21 protein-coding genes are annotated in these 20,256 nt (G+C 68.8%); 13 read left to right on the forward strand and 8 right to left on the reverse strand.

Features of this window, described 5'->3' with window-relative positions:
• Positions 1–29 precede the first annotated feature (29 nt).
• The 11 genes from ACYVKL_RS04385 to ACYVKL_RS04435 all read left to right on the forward strand — a co-directional run bounded on the left by ACYVKL_RS04385 (position 30) and on the right by ACYVKL_RS04435 (position 11,776).
• Entirely contained in the window at positions 30–1,583 is a 1,554-nt protein-coding gene (locus ACYVKL_RS04385) for an anthranilate synthase component I (protein WP_379170914.1), read from the forward strand.
• A complete protein-coding gene (locus ACYVKL_RS04390; protein ID WP_379170912.1) occupies positions 1,580–2,527 on the forward strand; it encodes a TIGR02234 family membrane protein in 948 nt (315 codons plus the stop codon). Before ACYVKL_RS04385 ends, ACYVKL_RS04390 begins: the two co-directional genes overlap by 4 nt.
• A gap of 149 nt (positions 2,528–2,676) precedes the next feature.
• Positions 2,677–3,495: an indole-3-glycerol phosphate synthase TrpC gene (trpC, locus tag ACYVKL_RS04395; protein ID WP_213560553.1), complete on the forward strand. Its 819-nt coding sequence runs from the start codon at positions 2,677–2,679 to the stop codon at positions 3,493–3,495.
• 8 nt (positions 3,496–3,503) lie between these two features.
• Positions 3,504–4,790, forward strand: a complete 1,287-nt coding sequence (gene trpB, locus ACYVKL_RS04400; protein ID WP_379170910.1) for a tryptophan synthase subunit beta — start codon at positions 3,504–3,506, stop codon at positions 4,788–4,790.
• Positions 4,787–5,587, forward strand: coding sequence for a tryptophan synthase subunit alpha (gene trpA, locus ACYVKL_RS04405; RefSeq protein ID WP_379170908.1), 801 nt, complete (start codon positions 4,787–4,789; stop codon positions 5,585–5,587). Before trpB ends, trpA begins: the two co-directional genes overlap by 4 nt.
• A gap of 250 nt (positions 5,588–5,837) precedes the next feature.
• Positions 5,838–7,019 carry a prolipoprotein diacylglyceryl transferase gene (gene lgt, locus ACYVKL_RS04410; protein WP_379170906.1) on the forward strand — a complete coding sequence of 394 codons (1,182 nt, stop codon included), beginning with the start codon at positions 5,838–5,840 and terminating at the stop codon, positions 7,017–7,019.
• Positions 7,020–7,188: 169 nt separating this feature from the next.
• Complete coding sequence (locus ACYVKL_RS04415) at positions 7,189–7,701, forward strand: TM2 domain-containing protein (protein ID WP_379170903.1); 513 nt, start codon at positions 7,189–7,191, stop codon at positions 7,699–7,701.
• A 193-nt stretch (positions 7,702–7,894) separates the two neighbouring features.
• Positions 7,895–8,650, forward strand: a complete 756-nt coding sequence (locus ACYVKL_RS04420) for a transporter substrate-binding domain-containing protein (RefSeq protein ID WP_379170901.1) — start codon at positions 7,895–7,897, stop codon at positions 8,648–8,650.
• 20 nt (positions 8,651–8,670) lie between these two features.
• Positions 8,671–9,339: an amino acid ABC transporter permease gene (locus tag ACYVKL_RS04425; RefSeq protein ID WP_379170899.1), complete on the forward strand. Its 669-nt coding sequence runs from the start codon at positions 8,671–8,673 to the stop codon at positions 9,337–9,339.
• Between the two features lie 90 nt (positions 9,340–9,429).
• A complete protein-coding gene (gene pyk, locus ACYVKL_RS04430) occupies positions 9,430–10,854 on the forward strand; it encodes a pyruvate kinase (RefSeq protein WP_357202507.1) in 1,425 nt (474 codons plus the stop codon).
• 13 nt (positions 10,855–10,867) lie between these two features.
• Positions 10,868–11,776 carry an acyl-CoA thioesterase gene (locus tag ACYVKL_RS04435; RefSeq protein ID WP_379171458.1) on the forward strand — a complete coding sequence of 303 codons (909 nt, stop codon included), beginning with the start codon at positions 10,868–10,870 and terminating at the stop codon, positions 11,774–11,776.
• Between the two features lie 55 nt (positions 11,777–11,831).
• On the opposite strand, the gene ACYVKL_RS04440 is transcribed toward ACYVKL_RS04435, so the two are convergent.
• The 5 genes from ACYVKL_RS04440 to ACYVKL_RS04460 all read right to left on the reverse strand — a co-directional run bounded on the left by ACYVKL_RS04440 (position 11,832) and on the right by ACYVKL_RS04460 (position 15,457).
• Complete coding sequence (locus ACYVKL_RS04440; protein ID WP_246598540.1) at positions 11,832–12,194, reverse strand: hypothetical protein; 363 nt, start codon at positions 12,192–12,194, stop codon at positions 11,832–11,834.
• 198 nt (positions 12,195–12,392) lie between these two features.
• Positions 12,393–13,082 carry an arsenate reductase/protein-tyrosine-phosphatase family protein gene (locus tag ACYVKL_RS04445; RefSeq protein WP_379170897.1) on the reverse strand — a complete coding sequence of 230 codons (690 nt, stop codon included), beginning with the start codon at positions 13,080–13,082 and terminating at the stop codon, positions 12,393–12,395.
• Positions 13,083–13,266: 184 nt separating this feature from the next.
• Positions 13,267–13,779 carry a monooxygenase family protein gene (locus tag ACYVKL_RS04450; RefSeq protein ID WP_379170895.1) on the reverse strand — a complete coding sequence of 171 codons (513 nt, stop codon included), beginning with the start codon at positions 13,777–13,779 and terminating at the stop codon, positions 13,267–13,269.
• A gap of 88 nt (positions 13,780–13,867) precedes the next feature.
• Entirely contained in the window at positions 13,868–14,359 is a 492-nt protein-coding gene (locus tag ACYVKL_RS04455; RefSeq protein WP_379170892.1) for a hypothetical protein, read from the reverse strand.
• An 87-nt stretch (positions 14,360–14,446) separates the two neighbouring features.
• On the reverse strand, positions 14,447–15,457 hold the full coding sequence (locus ACYVKL_RS04460; RefSeq protein WP_379170890.1) for a glycosyltransferase: 1,011 nt from the start codon (positions 15,455–15,457) through the stop codon (positions 14,447–14,449).
• A 129-nt stretch (positions 15,458–15,586) separates the two neighbouring features.
• Here ACYVKL_RS04460 and ACYVKL_RS04465 point away from each other — a divergent pair, with 129 nt between their 5' ends.
• Positions 15,587–16,531, forward strand: coding sequence for an NAD-dependent epimerase/dehydratase family protein (locus ACYVKL_RS04465; protein WP_379170888.1), 945 nt, complete (start codon positions 15,587–15,589; stop codon positions 16,529–16,531).
• Between the two features lie 44 nt (positions 16,532–16,575).
• On the forward strand, positions 16,576–17,304 hold the full coding sequence (locus tag ACYVKL_RS04470) for a ferritin-like domain-containing protein (RefSeq protein ID WP_379170886.1): 729 nt from the start codon (positions 16,576–16,578) through the stop codon (positions 17,302–17,304).
• On the opposite strand, the gene ACYVKL_RS04475 is transcribed toward ACYVKL_RS04470, so the two are convergent.
• From ACYVKL_RS04475 to ACYVKL_RS04485, 3 genes are read right to left on the reverse strand one after another with little or no spacing between them, the layout of a single operon-like run.
• Positions 17,294–18,565, reverse strand: coding sequence for a cytochrome P450 (locus ACYVKL_RS04475; protein WP_379170884.1), 1,272 nt, complete (start codon positions 18,563–18,565; stop codon positions 17,294–17,296). The genes ACYVKL_RS04470 and ACYVKL_RS04475 overlap by 11 nt on opposite strands.
• Positions 18,562–19,971, reverse strand: a complete 1,410-nt coding sequence (locus ACYVKL_RS04480; protein ID WP_379170882.1) for an NAD(P)/FAD-dependent oxidoreductase — start codon at positions 19,969–19,971, stop codon at positions 18,562–18,564. The genes ACYVKL_RS04475 and ACYVKL_RS04480 overlap by 4 nt, the downstream gene beginning before the upstream one ends.
• Entirely contained in the window at positions 19,968–20,186 is a 219-nt protein-coding gene (locus ACYVKL_RS04485; RefSeq protein WP_213560569.1) for a ferredoxin, read from the reverse strand. Before ACYVKL_RS04485 ends, ACYVKL_RS04480 begins: the two co-directional genes overlap by 4 nt.
• Between the last annotated feature and the right edge of the window lie 70 nt (positions 20,187–20,256).

Here is a 20,256-nt window from a genome sequence, read left to right on the forward strand (position 1 = left end):
CCGCCCGGTGGGCCTGGAATGATGGGGCAATGCACGGCGCCCACGGTTTGCCAATCGACACCACCACCTCCCGGGAACAGTTCCGGTCGCTCGCGGCCGACCACCGCGTGGTCCCGGTGATCCGAAAGGTGCTGGCGGACTCCGAGACTCCGCTGTCCGCCTACCGCAAACTGGCCGCCGACCGGCCCGGCACCTTCCTGCTGGAGTCGGCCGAGAACGGCCGCTCATGGTCGCGATGGTCGTTCATCGGCGCGGGCAGCCCCAGCGCGCTGACCGTGGTCGACGACCAGGCGGCCTGGATCGGCCAGACCCCCGCCGACGCCCCCGTCGGCGGCGACCCGCTCGCCGCGCTGCGCGAATCGCTGCGGGTGCTGCGCACCGAACGCCTGCCCGGACTGCCGCCGCTGACCGGCGGCCTGGTCGGCTACCTCGGCTACGACACCGTGCGCCGGCTCGAGCGGCTGCCCAGCCACGCCACCGATGACCTGCAGGTCCCCGAGATGGTCCTGATGCTGGCCACCGACCTGGCCGCCTTCGACCACCACGAGGGCGCGATCACCCTGATCGCCAATGCCGTCAACTGGAACGGCACCGACGAGCGCGTCGACGCGGCCTACGACGACGCCGTCGCCCGCCTGGACCGCATGACCGAGGCGCTGGCCGCCCCGGCCGAGTCCACCGTCTCGGTCTTCGACCGCCCAGAACCCGACTACCGCCGCCAGCGCACCTCCGAGGAATTCGGCGCGGGCGTACGCCGGCTGGTCAAGGAGATCGAGGCGGGCGAGGCGTTCCAGGTGGTGCTCTCGCAGCGCTTCGAGATGGACTACCACGGCACCCCGCTCGACCTGTACCGCATGCTGCGCGCCTCGAACCCGAGCCCGTACATGTACCTGATGCACATTCCGGACGCCGCCGGCGACACCGCGTTCTCCATCGTCGGCTCCAGCCCGGAATCGCTGGTGACGGTGAAGGACGGCGTGGCCACCACGCACCCGATCGCGGGCACCCGCTGGCGCGGCACCACCGAGGAGGACGATCTCCTGCTGGAGAAGGGCCTGCTCGAGGACGAGAAGGAGAACGCCGAGCACCTCATGCTCGTCGACCTGGGCCGCAACGACCTGGGCCGGGTCTGTGAACCGGGCACCGTGCGCGTCACCGAGTACCGGCACGTCGAGCGCTACTCGCACGTCATGCACCTGGTCTCCACGGTCTCGGGACGGCTGCGGGCCGGGAAGGTCGCGCTCGACGCGGTCCAGGCCTGCTTCCCGGCCGGGACCCTCTCCGGCGCGCCCAAGGTGCGGGCCATGGAGTTGATCGAGGAGCTCGAGCCCACCCGCCGCGGCGTCTACGCGGGCGTGGTCGGCTACCTGGACTTCGCCGGTGACGCCGACACCGCGATCGCCATCCGCACCGCGCTGCTCAAGGACGGCACCGCCTACGTGCAGGCCGGCGCGGGCATCGTCGCCGACTCCGACCCGGAGTACGAGGACGTGGAATCGCGCAACAAGGCGATGGCGGTGCTCAAGGCCGTCGCCGCCGCCGAGACCGTGCGCGCCTATCGCCCGAACGGCGCCGGGCAATGACCGAGCCCGGCCCCGATCGGCCGTCGGAAACCCCGGCCGTGCCACCGGGAGCCGACGCGATCGCCGGGAAACCGGTTGCGCCACAAGCTGATCAACCGACCGGCGGAGCGGGCGCGGCGGACCGGGCCGAGGCTGCCGCGGACGCCGCACAGGCGGTGGCCGATGCGCGAGCAGCCGAGGCGGACGCGCGGGAAGCCGAGGCCGATGCCCGCGCCGCGGTCGCCGAGGGCGCGCGTAAGCGGCCCCGGCCGTTCGCGGCTGTCGCCCTGCTGGCGGTGGCCGCCGCCCTGCTGTGGGCGTCCTCGCGGATGACCTGGGTGACCCTCGAGGTGACCAGCGAGCTCGGCCCGCCGCGCACCGCCCACCTCAACGGCAGCACCTGGTTCGGCGCGCTGACCCCGCTGGCCCTGGTCCTGCTGGCCACCATCGCCGCGGTGTTCGCCACCCACGGCTGGTGGCGGCGCGGCGTGGGCGTGGTGGTGGCGGTGCTCGCCGCGGTGGCCGCGGTGCCCGCCTACGCCCTGCTGGTCAACCAGGGCAAGACCGGTGACCGGGCCGCCCGGCTCGCCGAGCTGCGGGGCTGGGAGCACCCCGGAACCGTCACCACGTCGTCGCTACCGGCCGTACTCACGCTGGTGGGGGCGCTGGCCGCGTTCGCCGCGGGACTGCTGCTGGTGCGGATGCCCCGCGAGACCGCGGGAATGTCGGGAAAGTACGACAGCCCGGCCGTACGGAAGTCCGCGGCGGCCGAACAGGTTGCCCAACATCACGTCGGTCAGGGGTCCACGGAATCCGGGTCACAGCCCGCCTCCGGGGAGCCGTTGTCGGGCCGGGTGCTGTGGGACGCGCTCGACGAGGGCCTGGATCCGACCGACGACGGAACCAATCACTCTGCCGCGCACGACGATCCGGGTACCGGGGGCACGCGCGACAACAACCACTGAGCTGGGTCGGGACGCGGCATCGTCGCCGCTTCCTGCCCCGCCGTCAAGACCGGGAACATAGCCATTTACTCTTTATCAGCAGCGGTGAGACAGCGCCTGGGGGGATTCTCAGGCAGCAAGTCCGTCTCCCCAGAAAGGATTCGAGCCAGATGACGGTACTCGACTCGATTCTCGACGGGGTCCGTGCGGACGTGGCCGCGCGGGAAGCCCTTCTGGATTTCCAGGCGGTGAAAGCGGCCGCCGCGGCGGCGCGCTCCCCGCGTGACGCCAAGGCCGCCCTGCACGCCGAGGGCATCGGCGTGATCGCCGAGGTGAAGCGGGCCAGCCCCTCCAAGGGTGCGCTCGCCGACATCCCGAACCCCGCCGACCTGGCCCGCGCCTACGAGGACGGCGGCGCCCGCATCATCAGCGTGCTCACCGAGCAGCGCCGCTTCGGCGGTTCGCTGGCCGACCTGGACGCGGTTCGCGCGGCGGTCGACATCCCGGTTCTGCGCAAGGACTTCATCGTCGGCCCGTACCAGATCCACGAGGCCCGCGCGCACGGCGCGGACGTGATCCTGCTGATCGTGGCCGCGCTCGAGCAGGACGTGCTGTCCGCGCTCATCGACCGCACCGAATCGCTCGGCATGACCGCGCTGGTCGAGGTGCACACCGAGGAAGAGGCGGATCGCGCCCTCGAGGCCGGCGCCAGCGTGATCGGCGTCAACGCCCGCAACCTCAAGACCCTCGAGGTGGACCGGGATGTGTTCGCGCGCATCGCCCCCGGCCTGCCCAGCGAAGTGATCCGGGTGGCCGAGTCCGGCATTCGCGGCACCGCCGACCTGCTGGCCTACGCCGGCGCGGGCGCGGACGCCGTGCTCGTCGGCGAGGGCCTGGTGACCAGCGGCGACCCGCGCGCCGCGGTGGCCGAGCTGGTGACCGCCGGAACCCACCCGTCCTGCCCGAAACCGGTTCGCCGGGGACGGTGAAAGTAGCGATGACACAGACCGAAAAGCTGTCCGGCAAGAACACTCTCGGCCTCCCGCAGGCCAGTGACGGTGTCGCGCACAAGAGTCACGAACCCGATCTGGGCGGCCACTTCGGCGTCTACGGCGGACGCCATGTGCCCGAGGCGCTGATGGCCGTGATCGAAGAGGTCACCGCCGAATACGACAAGTGCCGGGTGGACCCGAACTTCCTCGACGAGCTGGATCGCCTGCAGCGCGATTACACCGGGCGTCCCTCGCCGGTGTTCGAGTGCAAGAACCTGGCGCAGCACGCGGGTGGCGCGCGCATCTTCCTCAAGCGGGAAGACCTGAACCACACCGGTTCTCACAAGATCAACAATGTGCTGGGTCAGGTGCTCCTGGCCAAGCGCATGAACAAGACCCGCGTGATCGCCGAGACCGGCGCGGGCCAGCACGGCGTCGCCACCGCCACCGCGTGCGCGCTGCTGGGCATCGAATGCGTCATCTACATGGGTGCGGTCGACACCGTGCGCCAGCAGCTGAACGTGGCCCGCATGCGCCTGCTCGGCGCCGAAGTCATCAGTGTGACAACGGGTTCGCAGACGCTCAAGGACGCCATCAACGAGGCGCTGCGCGACTGGGTCACCAATGCCGAGCAGACCTACTACTGCTTCGGCACCGCCGCGGGCCCGCACCCGTTCCCGCTCATGGTGCGCGACTTCCAGCGCATCATCGGCATCGAGGCGCGCCAGCAGATCCAGGCCCACACCGGCCGCCTGCCCGACGCGGTAACCGCCTGTGTCGGTGGCGGTTCCAACGCCATCGGCATCTTCCACGCCTTCCTCGACGATCCGGCCGTGCGCCTGATCGGCTACGAGGCCGCCGGCGACGGCGTCGAGACCGGCCGCCACGCCGCCACCTTCACCGGTGGTACCCCGGGCGCGTTCCAGGGCGCGTACTCGTACCTGCTGCAGGACGACGACGGGCAGACCATCGACTCGCATTCCATCTCCGCGGGTCTGGACTACCCGGGCGTCGGCCCGGAGCACGCCTACCTCAAGGACACCGGTCGCGCCGAGTACTACCCGGTCACCGACACCGAGGCGATGGACGCGCTGCTGCTGCTGAGCCGCGCCGAGGGCATCATCCCGGCCATCGAGTCCGCGCACGCGGTGGCGGGCGCGCTGAAGCTCGGGCAGGAACTGGGTCCGGACAAGGTCATCGTCGTGAACCTGTCCGGCCGCGGCGACAAGGACATGGACACCGCCGCCCAGTGGTTCGGGCTGTTCGACGCGCCCGAGGGGGACGACAAGTGAGCCAGCAGTCCCGTCTCGCCAACACCTTCGCGGCCTGCCGCGAGGAGAACCGCGCCGCGCTCATCGGCTACCTGCCCGCCGGCTACCCGGACCTGCAGGGCTCCATCGACGCGTGCAAGGCGATGGTCGAATCCGGTTGCGACATCATCGAAGTCGGCGTCGCCTACTCCGATCCGGTGATGGACGGCCCCACCATCCAACGCGCCGCCGAGCAGGCGCTCGCCGGCGGCGTCCGGGTGCGCGACGTGTTCAAGGTCGTGGAGGCCATCTCCCAGGCCGGCGGCAAGGCCGTGGTCATGACCTACTGGAATCCGGTGCTGAAGTACGGCGTGGACACCTTCTCCCGCGATCTCGCGGCGGCGGGCGGCTTGGGCCTGATCACCCCCAACCTGATTCCCGAGGAGGCCGACGACTGGTTCGTGGCGTCCTCCACCCACAATCTGGACCGCATCTTCCTGGTCGCACCGTCCTCCACCGAGGAGCGGCTGGTCAAGACCCTGGAATCGTCCAAGGGCTTCGTGTACGCCGCCTCCACCATGGGTGTCACCGGCGCGCGTGACGCGGTGTCGTCCATGGCGCCGGCGCTGTGTGCCCGCATCCGCGCGCACTCCGATATCCCGATCGGTGTCGGTCTGGGTGTGCGCAGCGGCGCGCAGGCGGCCGAAATCGCCTCCTACGCCGACGGCGTCATCGTGGGCTCGGCCCTGGTGTCGGCGGCCGCGCAGGGCCTGGACGCGATCCGGACACTGACCGAGGAGCTGGCGCAGGGCGTCCGCTCGGCGGCGGTCGCCTCCTAGTCGAACGACCTTTGAAGGGTGCGTACCGAATCCGGTACGCACCCTTTCGTTTTGGCCGCGGGCCCCTGGTGGTTCGCGGCCCGTCTCGTTCTGGACTGAGTGGAGCGGAGGAGCGAAGCGGGGGAGCGGAGGGAGGGAAGAACGAGACCTTCAGGGCCGCGAACCCGCCCGGAGCGAAGCGGAGGGCAATCAAACACAGTGTCCACCTGAGGCGGCACGGCGCTACCCCGTTCGGCTACGGTGGGGACTCGTGACCCTACGAGCCTTGGCCGAGAGCACCGGCGCCGATGTCCTGGCCTACATTCCCAGCCCGCCGCGCGGGGTGTGGTACATCGGGCCGTTCCCGCTGCGCGCCTACGCGATCTGCATCATCGTCGGCATCGTCGTCGCCATCTGGCTGGGCGAGAAGCGCTGGGTGGCCCGTGGCGGCCAGTCCGGCGCGGTGCTCGACATCGCCATGTTCGCGGTGCCGCTGGGCCTGATCGGCGGGCGGCTCTATCACGTGGCCACCGACTGGGAGAAGTACTTCGGCGCGCACCGCAAGCCCGACGCCCACTGGTGGGCCATCTGGCAGGGCGGGCTCGGCATCTGGGGCGCGGTGGCGCTGGGCGCGGTCGGCGCCTGGATCGGCTGCCGCCACTACCGAATCCCGTTGCCCGCCTTCGGTGACGCCATCGCGCCCGGGGTGCTGCTGGCACAGGCCATCGGACGCCTGGGCAACTACTTCAACCAGGAGCTCTTCGGGCGCGAGACCACCGTGCCGTGGGGTCTGGAGATCTTCGACCGCTTCGACACCAACGGCGCACCCGACGCGATGAACGGCGTCTCCAACGGGGTGGTGGTGCACGTCGTGCAGCCGACCTTCCTCTACGAGATGGTGTGGAACCTGCTCGGCGTCGCCGTCCTGCTGTACGTGGACCGCAAGTTCCGCATCGGCCACGGCCGCCTGTTCGCGCTCTACGTCGCCGTCTACTGCTTCGGCCGCTTCTTCGTGGAACTGCTGCGCAGCGACGACGCCACCCACATCGCGGGCATCCGCATCAACTCCTTCACCTCGGCGATCGTATTCCTCTGCGCCGTGGCCTATTTCCTGTTCGCGACCAAGGGGCGGGAGACTGCCGCGCAGGTGCGCGCGGGCGCGGAGCGGCCCTGGCCGTGGCAGTTCGCCGCGCTGCGCGCCTACGGCGCGGCCGGTGGCGACGACGCCGCGGAGCCGACGACGCGAGACGAGGCGGCCGAACCGGAGACCACGGCAGCCGAGACCGCGGAGCCGGACGACGCCGCGGAGAAGTCCGGCGCCGCCGAGCCGGCCGAGACCGCAGACGAGTCGGATACCGCTGAAAAGCCCGACGCCCCTGAGAAGGTCGAGCAGACCGTGCCCGCGAAGAAGTCCGACTCAACGGACAAGACAGACACTTCGGGCAATTCCTGATCTTCGCGCGCATGCTCAGCGCCATGTAGCGGTCGAATCCGTCTCGCCCGGCAACGAATCCGCGACACTGCGCGATAATTCCTGCGAACCCGCCTGCCCCTCGCCGTGTGGGTTCACCAGTTGTGGGGCCGTTCCAACGGGGGGCGGTCCGCGATGCAGGAGGACGCGAGTGACCGACCCCTTCCAGAAACAGCCGCCGCAGGACGGCCCGCAGTACGGCGCGCCCGGCACCGGGCCGCAGTACGGGCAGCAGCCGTATCCGGACCCGCAGCAATTCGGCGCGCCCGGAGCGCAGTTCGGCCAGCCCGATCCGCAGTTCGGCCAGCCCGGCCAGCAGTTCGCGCAGCCGGGCCAGCCTTACGCCCAGCCCGGTCAGCCCTACGGTCAGCCCGCGCAGTTCGGCGCGCCCGGCCCGTACGGCCCCTACGGCGGGGACCCGGAGGCCCCGTACGGCCGGGACGCGTTCGGAGTTCCGTTGTCGGACAAGAGCAAGCTGACCGCGGGCCTGCTGCAGCTGCTCGCCGGTGGTTTCGGCATCGGCCGTTTCTACCTGGGCTACACCACGATCGGCGTCCTACAGCTGGTCACCTGTGGCGGCTGCGGCATCTGGGCCCTGATCGACGGCATTCTGATCCTCACCGGCAAGGTGCCCGACCTCCAGGGCCGCCCGCTGCGCGACTGAGCGCGACACTCCCGCTCGCGGCGGCCGCCACTAGACCGGGTGGCGGCCGCTTGCGGCTTATCATCGGGCCGGAGCCGAATCAAGATTTTCGCGCGAGCTGATGGTTGCCGTGCCACCCAGTCGGTTCGCGGCGTACCCTTTGTCGGTTGTTCGCCGCGTGTTCACACCGAACGCGCCGAAGAGAGGTCCCGTCGTGCGCCACAAGCTAGCCGCCGTTCTGCTCTCCGTCGTCGCTGCCGCCGGGCTCGTCGCCTGTAGCTCGAGCAAGGACGACGCGAATGTCCTGAAGGTCGGTACCGAAGGCAACTACTCGCCCTTCACCTACCAGGACAACGGCAGCCTCACCGGCTACGACGTCGACGTGATCAAGGCCGTCGGCGACAAGATCGGCAAGAAGGTGGAGTTCACCACCGCCCCCTGGGACTCGCTGTTCGCCGCCCTGGAATCCAAGCGCGTGGACCTCATCGCCAACCAGGTCACCGTCAAACCCGAACGCGAGCAGAAGTATTCGCTGTCGCAGCCCTACACCGTCTCCGAGGGCGTCATCGTCACCAAGACCGGCAACGCCGGCATCCACGCCCTGACCGACCTGTCCGGCAAGACCTGCGCCCAGTCCGAGACCAGCAACTGGGCCGGCATCGCCAAGGACGCGGGCTGCAAGGTCGAGGCCATCCCCGGCTTCGTCGAGGCGGTGCAGCTGCTCAAGACCGGCCGCGCCGACGCCACCGTCAACGACACCCTCGCCGTCAACGCCTACACCAAGGCCCAGGGCGCGGGCACCGTGCAGGTCGCCGGCAAGACCGGTGAGACCTCCAAGCAGGCCTTCGCCGCCCGCAAGGACTCGCAGGCGCTCACCGACCAGGTGAACAAGGCCCTCGACGAGCTGCGCGCCGACGGCACGCTGGCCAAGATCTCCGAGAAGTACTTCGGCACCGACGTCAGCAAGTAAGCGGCGCGGGGCATTTCGACATGGATGACGCGACCTGGGCGCTGATCCGGCACAACCTGGTGCCGATGCTCGAGGCCACGGTGAACAAGACACTGCCGCTGACCGCGATCAGTTTCGCGATCGGCCTGGTGATCGCGTTGTTCGTGGCGCTGGCCCGGATGTCGAAGCTGTGGCCGCTGTCGGTGGCCGCGCGGATCTACATCTCGATCATTCGCGGCACGCCGCTGCTGGTGCAGCTGTTCATCATCTTCTTCGGCCTGCCCGCGTTCGACATCGTGCTGGAGCCGTTCCCCGCCGCGATCATCGCGTTCAGCCTCAATGTGGGCGGCTACGCGGCGGAGATCATCCGGGCCGCGATCCTCTCGGTCGCGCACGGGCAGTGGGAGGCGTCCTACTCGGTCGGCATGAACTATGCCCAGGCGCTGCGGCTGGTGATTCTGCCCCAGGCCTCGCGCATCGCCGTGCCGCCGCTGTCCAACACCCTGATCTCCTTGGTGAAGGACACCTCCCTGGCGTCGACCATCCTGGTCACCGAGCTGCTGCGCACGGCCCAGATGGCCGCGGCGCCCACCTTCGATTTTTTCGCCCTCTACGGCGTGGCCGCGATCTATTACTGGGTTGTCTGCCTGATCCTCGGATTTTTCCAAACCCACCTGGAGACGCGTCTGGCCAGGCACGTCGCCCGCTGAGCAGGCGATAGCTGAACGGGTGCTTACGGTTTTCGTATATGTGTGTGCCGGGGTCGGCATCAGCCCTACCACAGGTCTAGGGTTGAACGCGTGATGCGACGAACGAAGATTGTGTGCACCCTCGGGCCTGCTGTGTCATCCGAGGACCGGATTCGTGAGCTCGTCGAAAGTGGCATGGACGTTGCGCGCCTGAACTTCAGCCACGGCGAGCACTCCGATCATGCCGAGAACTACAAGAAGGTGCGTGCGGCCAGCGATACCGCCGGTCGCGCGGTCGGCATCCTCGCCGACCTGCAGGGCCCCAAGATCCGGCTGGGCCGGTTCGAGGGCGACGGCAAGACGGTGTGGAACACCGGCGAGGAAGTCCGGATCACCGTCGACGACATCATCGGCACTCACGACCGGGTTTCCACCACCTACAAGCACCTGGCCAAGGACGCCAAGCCCGGTGACCGCTTGCTCGTGGACGACGGCAAGGTCGGGCTGACCGTGCTGGGCGTCGAGGACAACGACGTCATCTGCAAGGTCACCGAAGGCGGACCCGTCTCCAACAACAAGGGCGTCTCGCTGCCCGGCATGGACGTCTCCGTGCCCGCGCTGTCCGAGAAGGACATCGACGACCTGGAATTCGCCCTGCAGCTGGGCGTGGACTTCATCGCGCTGTCCTTCGTGCGCTCGCCCTCCGACGTGGAGCTGGTGCACGACATCATGGACCGCGTGGGCCGCCGCGTGCCGGTCATCGGCAAGCTCGAAAAGCCCGAAGCCATCGACAATCTGGAAGCCATCGTGCTGGCCTTCGACGCCATCATGGTGGCCCGCGGCGACCTGGGCGTCGAGCTGCCGCTCGAGCAGGTGCCGCTGGTGCAGAAGCGCGCGGTGCAGATGGCGCGCGAGAACGCCAAGCCGGTCATCGTGGCCACCCAGATGCTGGAATCCATGATCACCAACTCGCGCCCGACCCGCGCCGAGGCCTCCGACGTCGCCAACGCGGTGCTCGACGGCGCGGACGCGGTCATGCTCTCGGGCGAGACCTCGGTCGGCGATTACCCGATCGAGGCCGTGCGCACCATGGCCCGCATCGTGCACGCGGTGGAGTCGGAGTCCTCGACCCGGGTGCCGCCGCTGACCCACGTGCCGCGGACCAAGCGCGGCGTCATCTCCTACGCCGCCCGCGACATCGGCGAGCGCCTCAATGCCAAAGCGCTGGTGGCGTTCACGCAGTCCGGTGACACGGTGCGCCGTCTGGCCCGGCTGCACACCCCGCTGCCGCTGCTCGCCTTCACCCCGCAGTCGGCGATTCGCAGTCAGCTGGCCTTGACGTGGGGCGTGGAAACGTTCATCGTTCCTCCGGTGGGCACGACCGACGAGATGATCCACCAGGTGGACAACGCGTTGCTCTCGATCGGGCGGTACAGCAAGGGTGATCTGGTGGTCATCGTGGCCGGCTCGCCGCCGGGTACTGTCGGGTCCACCAACCTGATCCACGTGCATCGCATCGGCGAGGAGGACCACTAATTTGAGTGCGTCGCTGGACGAGACGTCTGCGGACGTCGTCGCGGACCCCGAGGGGACCGGTTCCGACGATCTGAAGGTGTTGCTGCGCCTGCTCGATCTGGAAGAGAACGGCCCCGACATCTTCGTCGGACATCATCCGGAGAAGGTGTGGAGCCGCACGTTCGGTGGCCAGCTGGTCGCGCAGGCGATCGTCGCCGCGGGCCGGACGGTGGGGCCGGAACGGCCGATCCACGCGATCAACGCGCACTTCGTGCGTGGTGGCGACCCGAAGCAGCCGATCGAATACCACGTCGATCGGCATCGGGACGGCCGTTCCATCGCCAACCGCACGGTCACCGCGTACCAGGACGGGCAGGAGCTGTTCGTCATGCTCGCGGCCTTCCAGGACTGGGGCAAGGGGCTCGAGCACGGCACGCCCCTGCCCGACGTGCCGGGGCCGGAAGGTCTTCCGCGCGTGGAGGAGTCGTTCGCGGGCATGGAGGACAAGCTCCAGATGTTCGTGAACGCACCGCATCCCATCGAGATGCGCTACACCAACGACCCGGCCTGGATCCTCAAGGGCAAGGGTGAGAGCCTCGACCACAACCGGGTCTGGATGCGCACCGACGGCGAACTGCCCGACGATCCGCTGATTCACGTTGCGGTGCTGGCGTATTCGTCCGACACCACGGTGCTGGACTCGATCATCACCACGCACGGGCTGTCGTGGGGCTGGGACCGCATCATCGCGGCCACGGTGAACCACTCCATCTGGTTCCACCGGCCCTTCCGTTTCGACGACTGGTCGCTGTACGCGACGGAGTCGCCGGTGGCGGCGGGCTCGCGCGGGCTGGCCCGCGGGCATTTCTACGCGCAGAATGGCGACCTGCTGGCGACGACCGTCCAGGAAGGCGTGATCCGCCACTTCCCGGCGCGCCGCTGAGACACGCGTTCACGGGCCGTACCCTCGCCGGGTACGGCCCGTTTTTGCGTCCCCGCTAAATCAGCTCGCGGTTTTCTTCCAGCTCGAAGTTCTCGCGCTGGAGGGCGTGCACGATGTAGGGGATCGGGTCGCCCGCGGAGAGCTCCAGCACCAGGCGCTGCTCCAGTTTGGCGATGCCCGCCTTGGTGAGCTGGCGGGATTCCCCGACCAGGCTGAGCGCGATCTCATAGGTGTGGCGCTCGCCCGGGTCGGCGGCGGGATGATCCAGCCGCCATTGGGTTTCGAGCACCGTGTGGGCGGGGTCGTCGCACTCCACCGGGAGGGTGAAGCGCCAGGCGAAGATATCTCGATCGGCGACGTATTCATCGACCACCCGGCACACCGTCTCGGTGACGCGGTGCAGGGTTTGAGGTGTCACGTAAACATGGAGCGAAACATCCGAAATTCGCTTCGGCATGTCCTTGGTCCTGTTCTTGTGTCGAACCACCGGCAGTGGCGTTCGGCGGAACGGATAGGTGTTCCGCGCGAGAGTGTAATCCCTTACCGGACCATCGCGGCAGCAAGGCGTATTGACACGCGCGATTCCGAACCGACCGGTGTGTGCTGGGATCGCCTGCTATCCGGCGGATTCCGCCACTCGGCGGGCCGGTTGCGCTGCCGGGCGGGGGGATTGCACCGACCTGGGTGTTTCGGGGCGTCTGGCCGGTTCGCCCCGTCCGCCGTCGATCACCAGCAGCGGCGGCTGCCCGTCCGCGGCGCTGCGCGGCCGCAGGGTGGCCTGCGGATGCTGATGGGCGTGCAGCGCCAGCAGCAACGGCACCAGCGCCTCGGCGATCTTGTCGCCGACATCGCAATACTGCTGCGGCGACAGGCCGACCGGATCGGCGATGTTCTCCCGGCCGACATAGGCGAGATCGTCGCGGGCGGCATGCAACCCGACCACGGTGCGCGCGCCGCTCACCTTCGCGATCCGGTACGCCTCGAGCAGGGTGAAGGTGCGGGGGAGGGCGGCGGGCACGAGATCGCGCACCTGGTCGCGAATCTTGTCGGTCATGGTGAGCACCAGATCGGCGCGATGCACCATCTCCGCCTTGAGCCGGCGCGCCTTGAAATTGGCGGCGTCACCGCCCAGTCCGGTAATCGTCTGTGCGGCCAGGGGTTCCACCGGGAATCCGACCAGGGCCCGCACGCCGGCGCTCTCGGCGGTCAACTCTTGTAGCCCGTGGTCGGCGGCCACCGCCACGGTGAGACGTTCGGCGATGACGGATCGGCAAACATTTCCGCTGCAGACGAACAGGACGTGCATGCCGATAACCTATGCCCGCCGTTGTCGTTTCGAAACAGTCCTGTGACCGAATCACACGTTTCAACCGCATTGTTCATACGGTGGTTCGGTGTCGCTCACTTACCGTTGTTTCTCGTTCACCGGTGCGTCTCGCGGGCGAAGATCAGCATGCCTTTTCGCGCACACTGAATCAATAGCTCGACCGTTATTTGTCGGTCGTACCGTACAACGTGGATTCCGTTACCACGGGCGCGATTTCGGAGCCGGCGCCCCGGGTGCGCCCGCGTGTGGAGAATAACCGCCCGCGGGCCGGAACGATCGGGGCGAAGCGCGCCATCCCGGTGGTGGCGGACATGTCGTCGTACACGGAATCTATTCCGCCCCTGGCGAAATAGGCCTCGTGCCAGAATCCGGTGCCGCCGGAGTCGCGCAGGAACCGCTGCCACCAGTCGCGATGCGGTTCCGAACGGGTCCACCGTTCCAGGCTCTCCAGGTCGCGCCAATACTGCCGCGCCCCCCAATGCGGCGGCCACAGCGACCACACCACGTCCTCGTGCGACAAGAGCCCGTCCGGCCGATCGTGGTGCGACTTGTACAGCCGGGGGCCGAGCCCCAGCAGCCGCAGCATTCCGCGCGGCTTGCGCACCCGCATTCCGAGCAAGATCACAACCAGGTCCGGGTAGTCGGACAGGTCCGCGGTCATTCTCTCCACCGGCATTCGTGGGCCTCCGCACTTTCTCGCTGCTTTGTGCGGGTCTACGTCGCCCCCGTGCGCTCGGTTCGACCGCGGCCCGTGACTGCAGAGTTTACGACGTACTCAGGCGCAGAACCGCCGAGCTGCCCTGGACGGCAACTATCTTCACGGTGAGCCCGTTGAGGAAGATGGTGCCGCCGACTCCGGTCGATCCCGACACCGGCAGTCCGAACACGGTGGTGGACGCGGTCGTCGACAGCGCGCTGATCTCGCCGATCTTCACACTGCCGCCGATCCGCGAGAATCCCGGCACCGGAATCGTGGTCGGCCCGTCCACCCGGATCTCACAGTTGCCCTTCGCGCAGGCGCTCAGATCGGTCCCGTTCGCCGCGGCCGGCAATCCACCTTGCACCTTGGTCGTCTCCTTGGCCGCGCTCGTCGGCGCCGTCGTAGCCCGGGCGGTGGTCGCCGCCCCCGTTCCCGTCGTCTCCTGCACCGCGTGCCCATCGGTCTGCGACCCGCAGCCCGCGCTCAGTGCCGCGATCAGCACCCCCACCCCGAGGCCCCACCCGCCTCTCACCATCGAGGTAACCGGGTTTCGCATACTGCCTCCATACTGCTTTCCGAACAAGAGCACCCCGATCATGCGCGACACCCCGCCCGCCGGGCAGCGGTTCTCACAAGATCACCGTCAACGGCCGTCGGCATGGGCGCGCAGGGCGCCGACCACCGTCTCCGGATCCGGCATACCGGCGATTTCCGCCGCGATCGCCCGGGCCGCGTCGCGATGGTCGTTGCCGCGGCGCGGCAGCAGTCGCGCGGCGGCGTCGGCGATGGCGCCCGAATCGATGTCGCCCGCCCGGAGCTGGATCGCCGCGCCCGCCGCCTCCAGGGCGTCGGCATTGGCGAACTGGTCGGCTCCCTGGGGCAGGAGTAGTTGGGGGACGCCGGAATTCAGGGCGGCGAGGGTGGTGCCGCTGCCACCGTGGTGGACGACGACGTCCGCGTGGGGCAGTAGCCGGGTCTGCGGGACCCAGGCGTGGATGCTGACGTTGTCGGGTTGTGGGCCCAGTTCGCTCGGGGTCAGCCGGCCCGCGGCGACGACGATGCGGGCGTCGAGGCGGGCGAGGCCGGCGATGGTGGTGGTGAGCAGTTCCGGGGTGCCGAAGACCGTCCCGAGAGTGAGGTAGATCAGCGGCCGGGAGTCCGGGAGTTCGGGCAGGGCGTCCGCTGTGAAGGGATCGGGGTAGGGGATCGGGCGCAGCGGGATCCGGTCCGCGGCGAGAAAGTCCTTGTCCTGCAGGGCCGGCGGGCAGATGTCCAGATGTGGCAGACCCGCGACCTCGGGGATCCGCAGCGGTGATTCCAGCCCGATCCCGTCGGGGAACATGCGGCCGAAGCCATGCCACAGACCGGGAATCCCGGCCCGCCGCGCCGCGATCGCCGCGCCGGGAACACCCCACTCGTGGATCACCAGATCCGGTTGCAGTCGTTCGAGATCGCCGGCCAGATCCTCCGGGTAGATCTCGGAGAAGCAGTCCGTCGGCCGGAACGGCCGCAGCCCGTGCGCGGCCAGCGCCGGGTGCACGGATTCCCCTGCGGCGAAATGCACTTCGCACCCCGCCCGGCGCGCCGCGACCGCCAGCGGAACCAGGGGATAGGCGTGTCCAACTGTCGCGAGGCTGGCAAACAACAGGCGCATCCCATCACCCTAAACCGTCAACCCGAGGTTGACCATGCTGGAACGGCCTGCCACACAGGGCGTCTCGCACGAGCCCTGCAGCCGTCGATCGGTCGAAGGTCGAGCGCTGCGCGATGCCATGATGAGCGTGTGCGAGTACTTGTCACCGGAGCCAACGGCTACCTCGGTCGTGCCGTAATCGCAGCGCTTCACGCGGCGGGCCACGAGCCGATCGCCATGGTCCGCTCCCGCGGCCCGGTGATTCCGGGCGCTACCGAAGTTCGAATCGCCGACCTACTCGACGCCGATGCCCTCTCAGGCGCGGTGCGAAACGTCGATGCCGTATGCCATCTCGCCGGTCTGACCCGAGCCCGCGAATCCTTCACCGAACCCCTCCGCTATTTCCGCGGCAACGCCACCGCAACGGCCGCCCTGCTCGAGGCCATGGCGGAAGCCGAGGTCGGCACCATCGTCTTCGCGTCCACCGCAGCCATATACGGAACCCCCGACCGCCAGCCGATGACCGAAGACTTCCCCGACGCCCCACCCCACCCCTACGCCCGCAGCAAACTGGCCGCCGAACTAGCCATCGAAGCCACCGCCCAGTCCGGTCACCTCTCCGCCGCGATCCTGCGCCTGTCCAACATCGCCGGCGGATTCGACCCCGACCCGACCCGCCTGATCCCGCGCGCCCTGGCCGCAGCATCAACCAATTCACCCCTACCGGTGAACGGCGACGGCTCATCCACCCGCGACTACCTGCACATCACCGACGCAGCCCAAGCTTTCGCAGCCTGCCTCGACCACCCACCCCACCTCGGCACCGCCGCCCGCTACAACATCGGCAGCGGCCACGGCACCACCATCCTGGAAGTCGCCGCCGCGGTGGAACGAGTGACCGGTCTGTCCCTCACCCTCGACCACCGCCCCCCGGCCCCGGAACCGCCAACCCTGATCGTCGACCCGTCCAAGGTGGTTGCCGAAACGGGCTGGAAGCCGGTCCATTCCACGATCGACCAGATCGTCGGGGACACCTGGCGGGCCGACACGGAATCTCCACTCGGCGTCCGCCCGATCCGCACATCCGGTTCCTAGAGTCGGTTCGGGAACGGCCCAGTAGTCGAGATCGGAAGGCTCGTATGCGCGACTCTGCTGAATTCACCCGGTGGACTACGGAATTCGAGGCGAAGGCGCGGGCGCGGGCCCGAGCGGGCGATCCCGACAATGCCGGCGGGGCGACCCTGCATCCGGACCTCGTGCGCAGCATTCAGCGCTTCCAGGTGGGCGAGTCGGGCGACGGCGCCCATCTCATCGCCAAGGCCGACGCGGCGGGCGATCCGGTCTACGCGGCGGCAGTGCGGCTGTTCGTCGCCGAGGAGCGCAACCACGCGCGTCTGCTGCTGAACCTCCTGCACGCCGCAGGGGAGAAACCGATCTCCGGTCATTGGACCGACGCGATCTTCGTCCGGCTGCGCCGGGGGCTGGGCCTGCGCCTGGAACTCATGGTGCTGTCCGTCGCCGAGGTCATCGCCGTTCCCTATTACCGGGCGCTGCGTGACGGCGTTCGTGACCCCCTCACCACCCGCACGGCCGCCCTCATCCTGGCCGACGAGCAACGCCACATCCCCTTCCACACCCACCGCCTGCGCCTGGCCTTCGCCCCCACCCCGCCCGTCCTCCGCCCCCTCATTCGCGCAACCTGGTGGGCCATCCTGTACGCCGCCATCCTGGTCGTCCTCCTCGATCACGGCCCCGCCCTACGCCAATTGGGAAGTACCCGAACAGAATTCGCCCGCACCGCCCGCGCCCATTTCATCCCGATCTGCGCGACGGCCCTCCCACCGCACCGTGTGCTGCTCAGTCGGTGATGTGGTCGAAGTCGATGAGCAGGTGTTCGGGGCCGCGGAAGATTTGGCTTCGCCGATACGGTGGCGGGTCGACGACCAGGCGGGGTGTGGCGACGCGGCGGAGGAAGGTTTCCAGCGCGAGGTTCACTTCGAGTCGTGCGAGCGGACCGCCCAGGCAGGTGTGGATGCCGCTGCCCCAGCCGAAGTGCTCGTTGTCGGGGCGGTGGAGGTCGAAGCGGTTCGGGTTGGCGAAGCGGTTCGGGTCGCGGTTGGCGGCGGCGTAGACCAGGTGCACCGCTGCCCCTTTCGGGATGACAATGCCGGCGATGTCGATATCGGCCGTAGCGCTGCGGCTGGGGAAGAACTGCACCGCGGCTTGCAGCCGCTGGACCTCCTCGATCGCGCGTGGGAGCAACTCCGGTCGGCTGCGTACCTGGTCGTAGGACCCGGGGTTGCGCAGCAGCGTCATCACACAGTTGGCGATGGTGTTGACCGTCGAGTCATGACCTGCGACCAGCAGCAGCACGGCATTGGACAACACCTGTTCGGCCGGCATCGGACCGTCGGGGCCGTGGTCGTGAATCAGCTCGGACAGCAAGCCCGGCCCGGGCTCGCGTCGGAGTTGCTCGATCAGGTCGGCCAGATAGCGCACGAGTGCGTCACGGCTTGCGCGGGACTTCTCGGCGCGGGCCTTACCCTGCTCGGTGGTCGCATCCGGGCCCAGATCGATGCCGGCCACCATGTCGCGGATCCAGGCATGGAACCGGGGTTCGTCCGCGAGCGGGACCCCGAGGATCTTGCAGATCACCATCACCGGCACGGGGTAGGCGTAATCGTCGACCACGTCCAGCCGGGTCCTGCCGCTGGGCTCGATGCCGTCGAGCAGCTGGTTGCACAACCGCACGATGTCGGGCTCCATGCCGGGGATGACGTCGGGTGAATGCGGTGAGCCGAAGTGGCGCATCACCTGTCGGCGCGCCCGATCGTGCTCGGGGGGATCGGAGACGATGATGCTCGGCCGACGACTGTAGACCTGCATGTCCTCGGCGCCGGGCTCCGAGCCGGCGCCCGACGTCAGGGCGGCTCCCAGTGGGCTGCGGCTGATATCGGAGCTGATCCGGGGGTCGTGCGCCAGCGTCAGCAGTTCCTGATAGCCGGTCACGACGTACAGGTTGTCGGCCACTCGCGCGACAGGGGTCCGGCGCAGTTGGTCGAAGAACGGGTACGGGTCGGCGCGGTGTTCGTATTTCATCGCCTCCGCCCAGGCGCTCGCCGCAGTCATGCCGGCTCCCTGGTCCAGTGGAACTCGGCGCCTCGTGAGGTGGGGTCGTGACCGGTCAGCACCACATCGGGCATCTCGGTCGGCACTCGTGGATCGGGGAAGCGCGCCGGCATCGGCGCCGGGTCGGGCGCTCGGTCATAGCCCGGTGGCGGTGGCGGGAACGGTGCCGAGCGCTCGATCATCGCCGCGTAGTACGGCAGCCACTTGCCATGATCGAACGTCACCGCTCCGACGATGCGTCCCCGGTGGCCGTACGCCGCGGCGAATCGATAGTCCTCGGGAGACCCCTGGGTGAACACGATCTCATCGCCGAACGAGCACACCCCCACGCCCTTGATGTTCACCCCGAATTGGCCCGACCAGAACGAGGGCAGCGGCAAGTGCGGTCGCCGCTCGGTCTCCAGATTGATCATGTTGTTCGCGGCGACCTGCGCCCCGCACACCGCGTTGTCCCAGTGCTCCATCGAGATGAACTGATACTCGTACAGCACGTGCGGCTGACGCGCGACATCCCCGGCCACGAAGACGTTGTCGGTCACCACCCCGTTGATGTCGAACGCGCGACAGCCCGCGTCGCAACCGACCCCCCAGAAACCGGCGGCCAGCCCGGCGCCCGCCAGCCACTCGACGTTGCGGATCGACCCCAACGACGCCACCACCACATCGACATCGAGGGTGGTCCCATCCGAGAGCCGGGCCCGGCGCACATGCCCGCCGGCATCGCCGTCGAGGCCTTCCACCGATACGCCGGTACGCAGGTCGACGCCGGCGTCGCGCTGCATTCGGGCGGCGATATCGCCGATCACCCCGCCCAGCGGCCCCACCAGCGGCCCGCCTCCGCGCTCGGCGACGGTCACCGGCAACCCCAGCTCGCAGCACACCGAAGCCATCTCCGAGCCGACGAACCCCGAGCCGACGACGAGGACCCGTTTCGGGCGGGCCCGCAGTGCCGCCTGCAGCCGGGCCGCGTCATCGCAGGTGCGCACGGTGAACACCCCCTGCAGGGCGGCCTCGGCCGGGTTGAACCACGGCCGTGCGCGAACGCCGGTGGCGATGAGCAGCCGGTCGTAGGGCACCGCGTCTCCGGTGGCCAGCAAGACCTGTTTGTTCACCCGGTCCAAACCGGTCGCGGCCACACCCAGCCGCCACTGCGCGTCGATGTCCCGCATCCGGGGAAGCTTGGTGTGATCGGCGCGAACCCAGCCCTTCAGGACCTGCTTGGACAGCGGCGGGCGGTCGTAGGGTTCGTGCGTCTCGTCACCGATGAGGGTCAAAGGCCCACAGAAGCCCTTGTCTCGCAAAGCTTCCGCGGCACGAAGCCCGGCCAGCGACGCACCCACGATCACGATCCGACCCTCGGCCCGGAACATCCTGACCAGGTCCGCGGCCAACGACGCGGTGCTCATTCCTCGGGCTCCGGCCCGTCGGGGGTATGGGTCTCCACCATGATCGCCTGCACCGGGCACGCCGCCGCCGCCCGCAACACCCGCTGACGCTGCGCGTCATCAGGGTTGGGGTCATACGCCAGCGCCTCCTCGCCCAGCATTTCGAGCACATCCGGCGCCAGCGGAACACACTGCGCATACCCCTGACACCGATTCAGATCAACCACGATGCGCATACCCTCAGCTCCTCACCCGAACTGTGTCCCGATGTGGTAACCCTGCTGATCGCTCGATCCGGACCTAAGC

This window comes from Nocardia tengchongensis, assembly GCF_054781395.1.

Excerpts from the sequence above, each read along its gene's own strand:
- ACYVKL_RS04450 (WP_379170895.1), bottom strand. The coding sequence starts at position 13,779 with ATGCCGGTGGAGAGAATGACCGCGGACCTGTCCGACTACCCGGACCTG.
- ACYVKL_RS04480 (WP_379170882.1), bottom strand. The coding sequence starts at position 19,971 with ATGAGCACCGCGTCGTTGGCCGCGGACCTGGTCAGGATGTTCCGGGCC.
- ACYVKL_RS04390 (WP_379170912.1), top strand. The coding sequence starts at position 1,580 with ATGACCGAGCCCGGCCCCGATCGGCCGTCGGAAACCCCGGCCGTGCCA.
- ACYVKL_RS04455 (WP_379170892.1), bottom strand. The coding sequence starts at position 14,359 with ATGCGAAACCCGGTTACCTCGATGGTGAGAGGCGGGTGGGGCCTCGGG.
- ACYVKL_RS04470 (WP_379170886.1), top strand. The coding sequence starts at position 16,576 with ATGCGCGACTCTGCTGAATTCACCCGGTGGACTACGGAATTCGAGGCG.
- ACYVKL_RS04385 (WP_379170914.1), top strand. The coding sequence starts at position 30 with ATGCACGGCGCCCACGGTTTGCCAATCGACACCACCACCTCCCGGGAA.
- ACYVKL_RS04425 (WP_379170899.1), top strand. The coding sequence starts at position 8,671 with ATGGATGACGCGACCTGGGCGCTGATCCGGCACAACCTGGTGCCGATG.
- ACYVKL_RS04485 (WP_213560569.1), bottom strand. The coding sequence starts at position 20,186 with ATGCGCATCGTGGTTGATCTGAATCGGTGTCAGGGGTATGCGCAGTGT.
- ACYVKL_RS04460 (WP_379170890.1), bottom strand. The coding sequence starts at position 15,457 with ATGCGCCTGTTGTTTGCCAGCCTCGCGACAGTTGGACACGCCTATCCC.
- ACYVKL_RS04445 (WP_379170897.1), bottom strand. The coding sequence starts at position 13,082 with ATGCACGTCCTGTTCGTCTGCAGCGGAAATGTTTGCCGATCCGTCATC.
- trpC (WP_213560553.1), top strand. The coding sequence starts at position 2,677 with ATGACGGTACTCGACTCGATTCTCGACGGGGTCCGTGCGGACGTGGCC.
- trpB (WP_379170910.1), top strand. The coding sequence starts at position 3,504 with ATGACACAGACCGAAAAGCTGTCCGGCAAGAACACTCTCGGCCTCCCG.
- ACYVKL_RS04475 (WP_379170884.1), bottom strand. The coding sequence starts at position 18,565 with ATGACTGCGGCGAGCGCCTGGGCGGAGGCGATGAAATACGAACACCGC.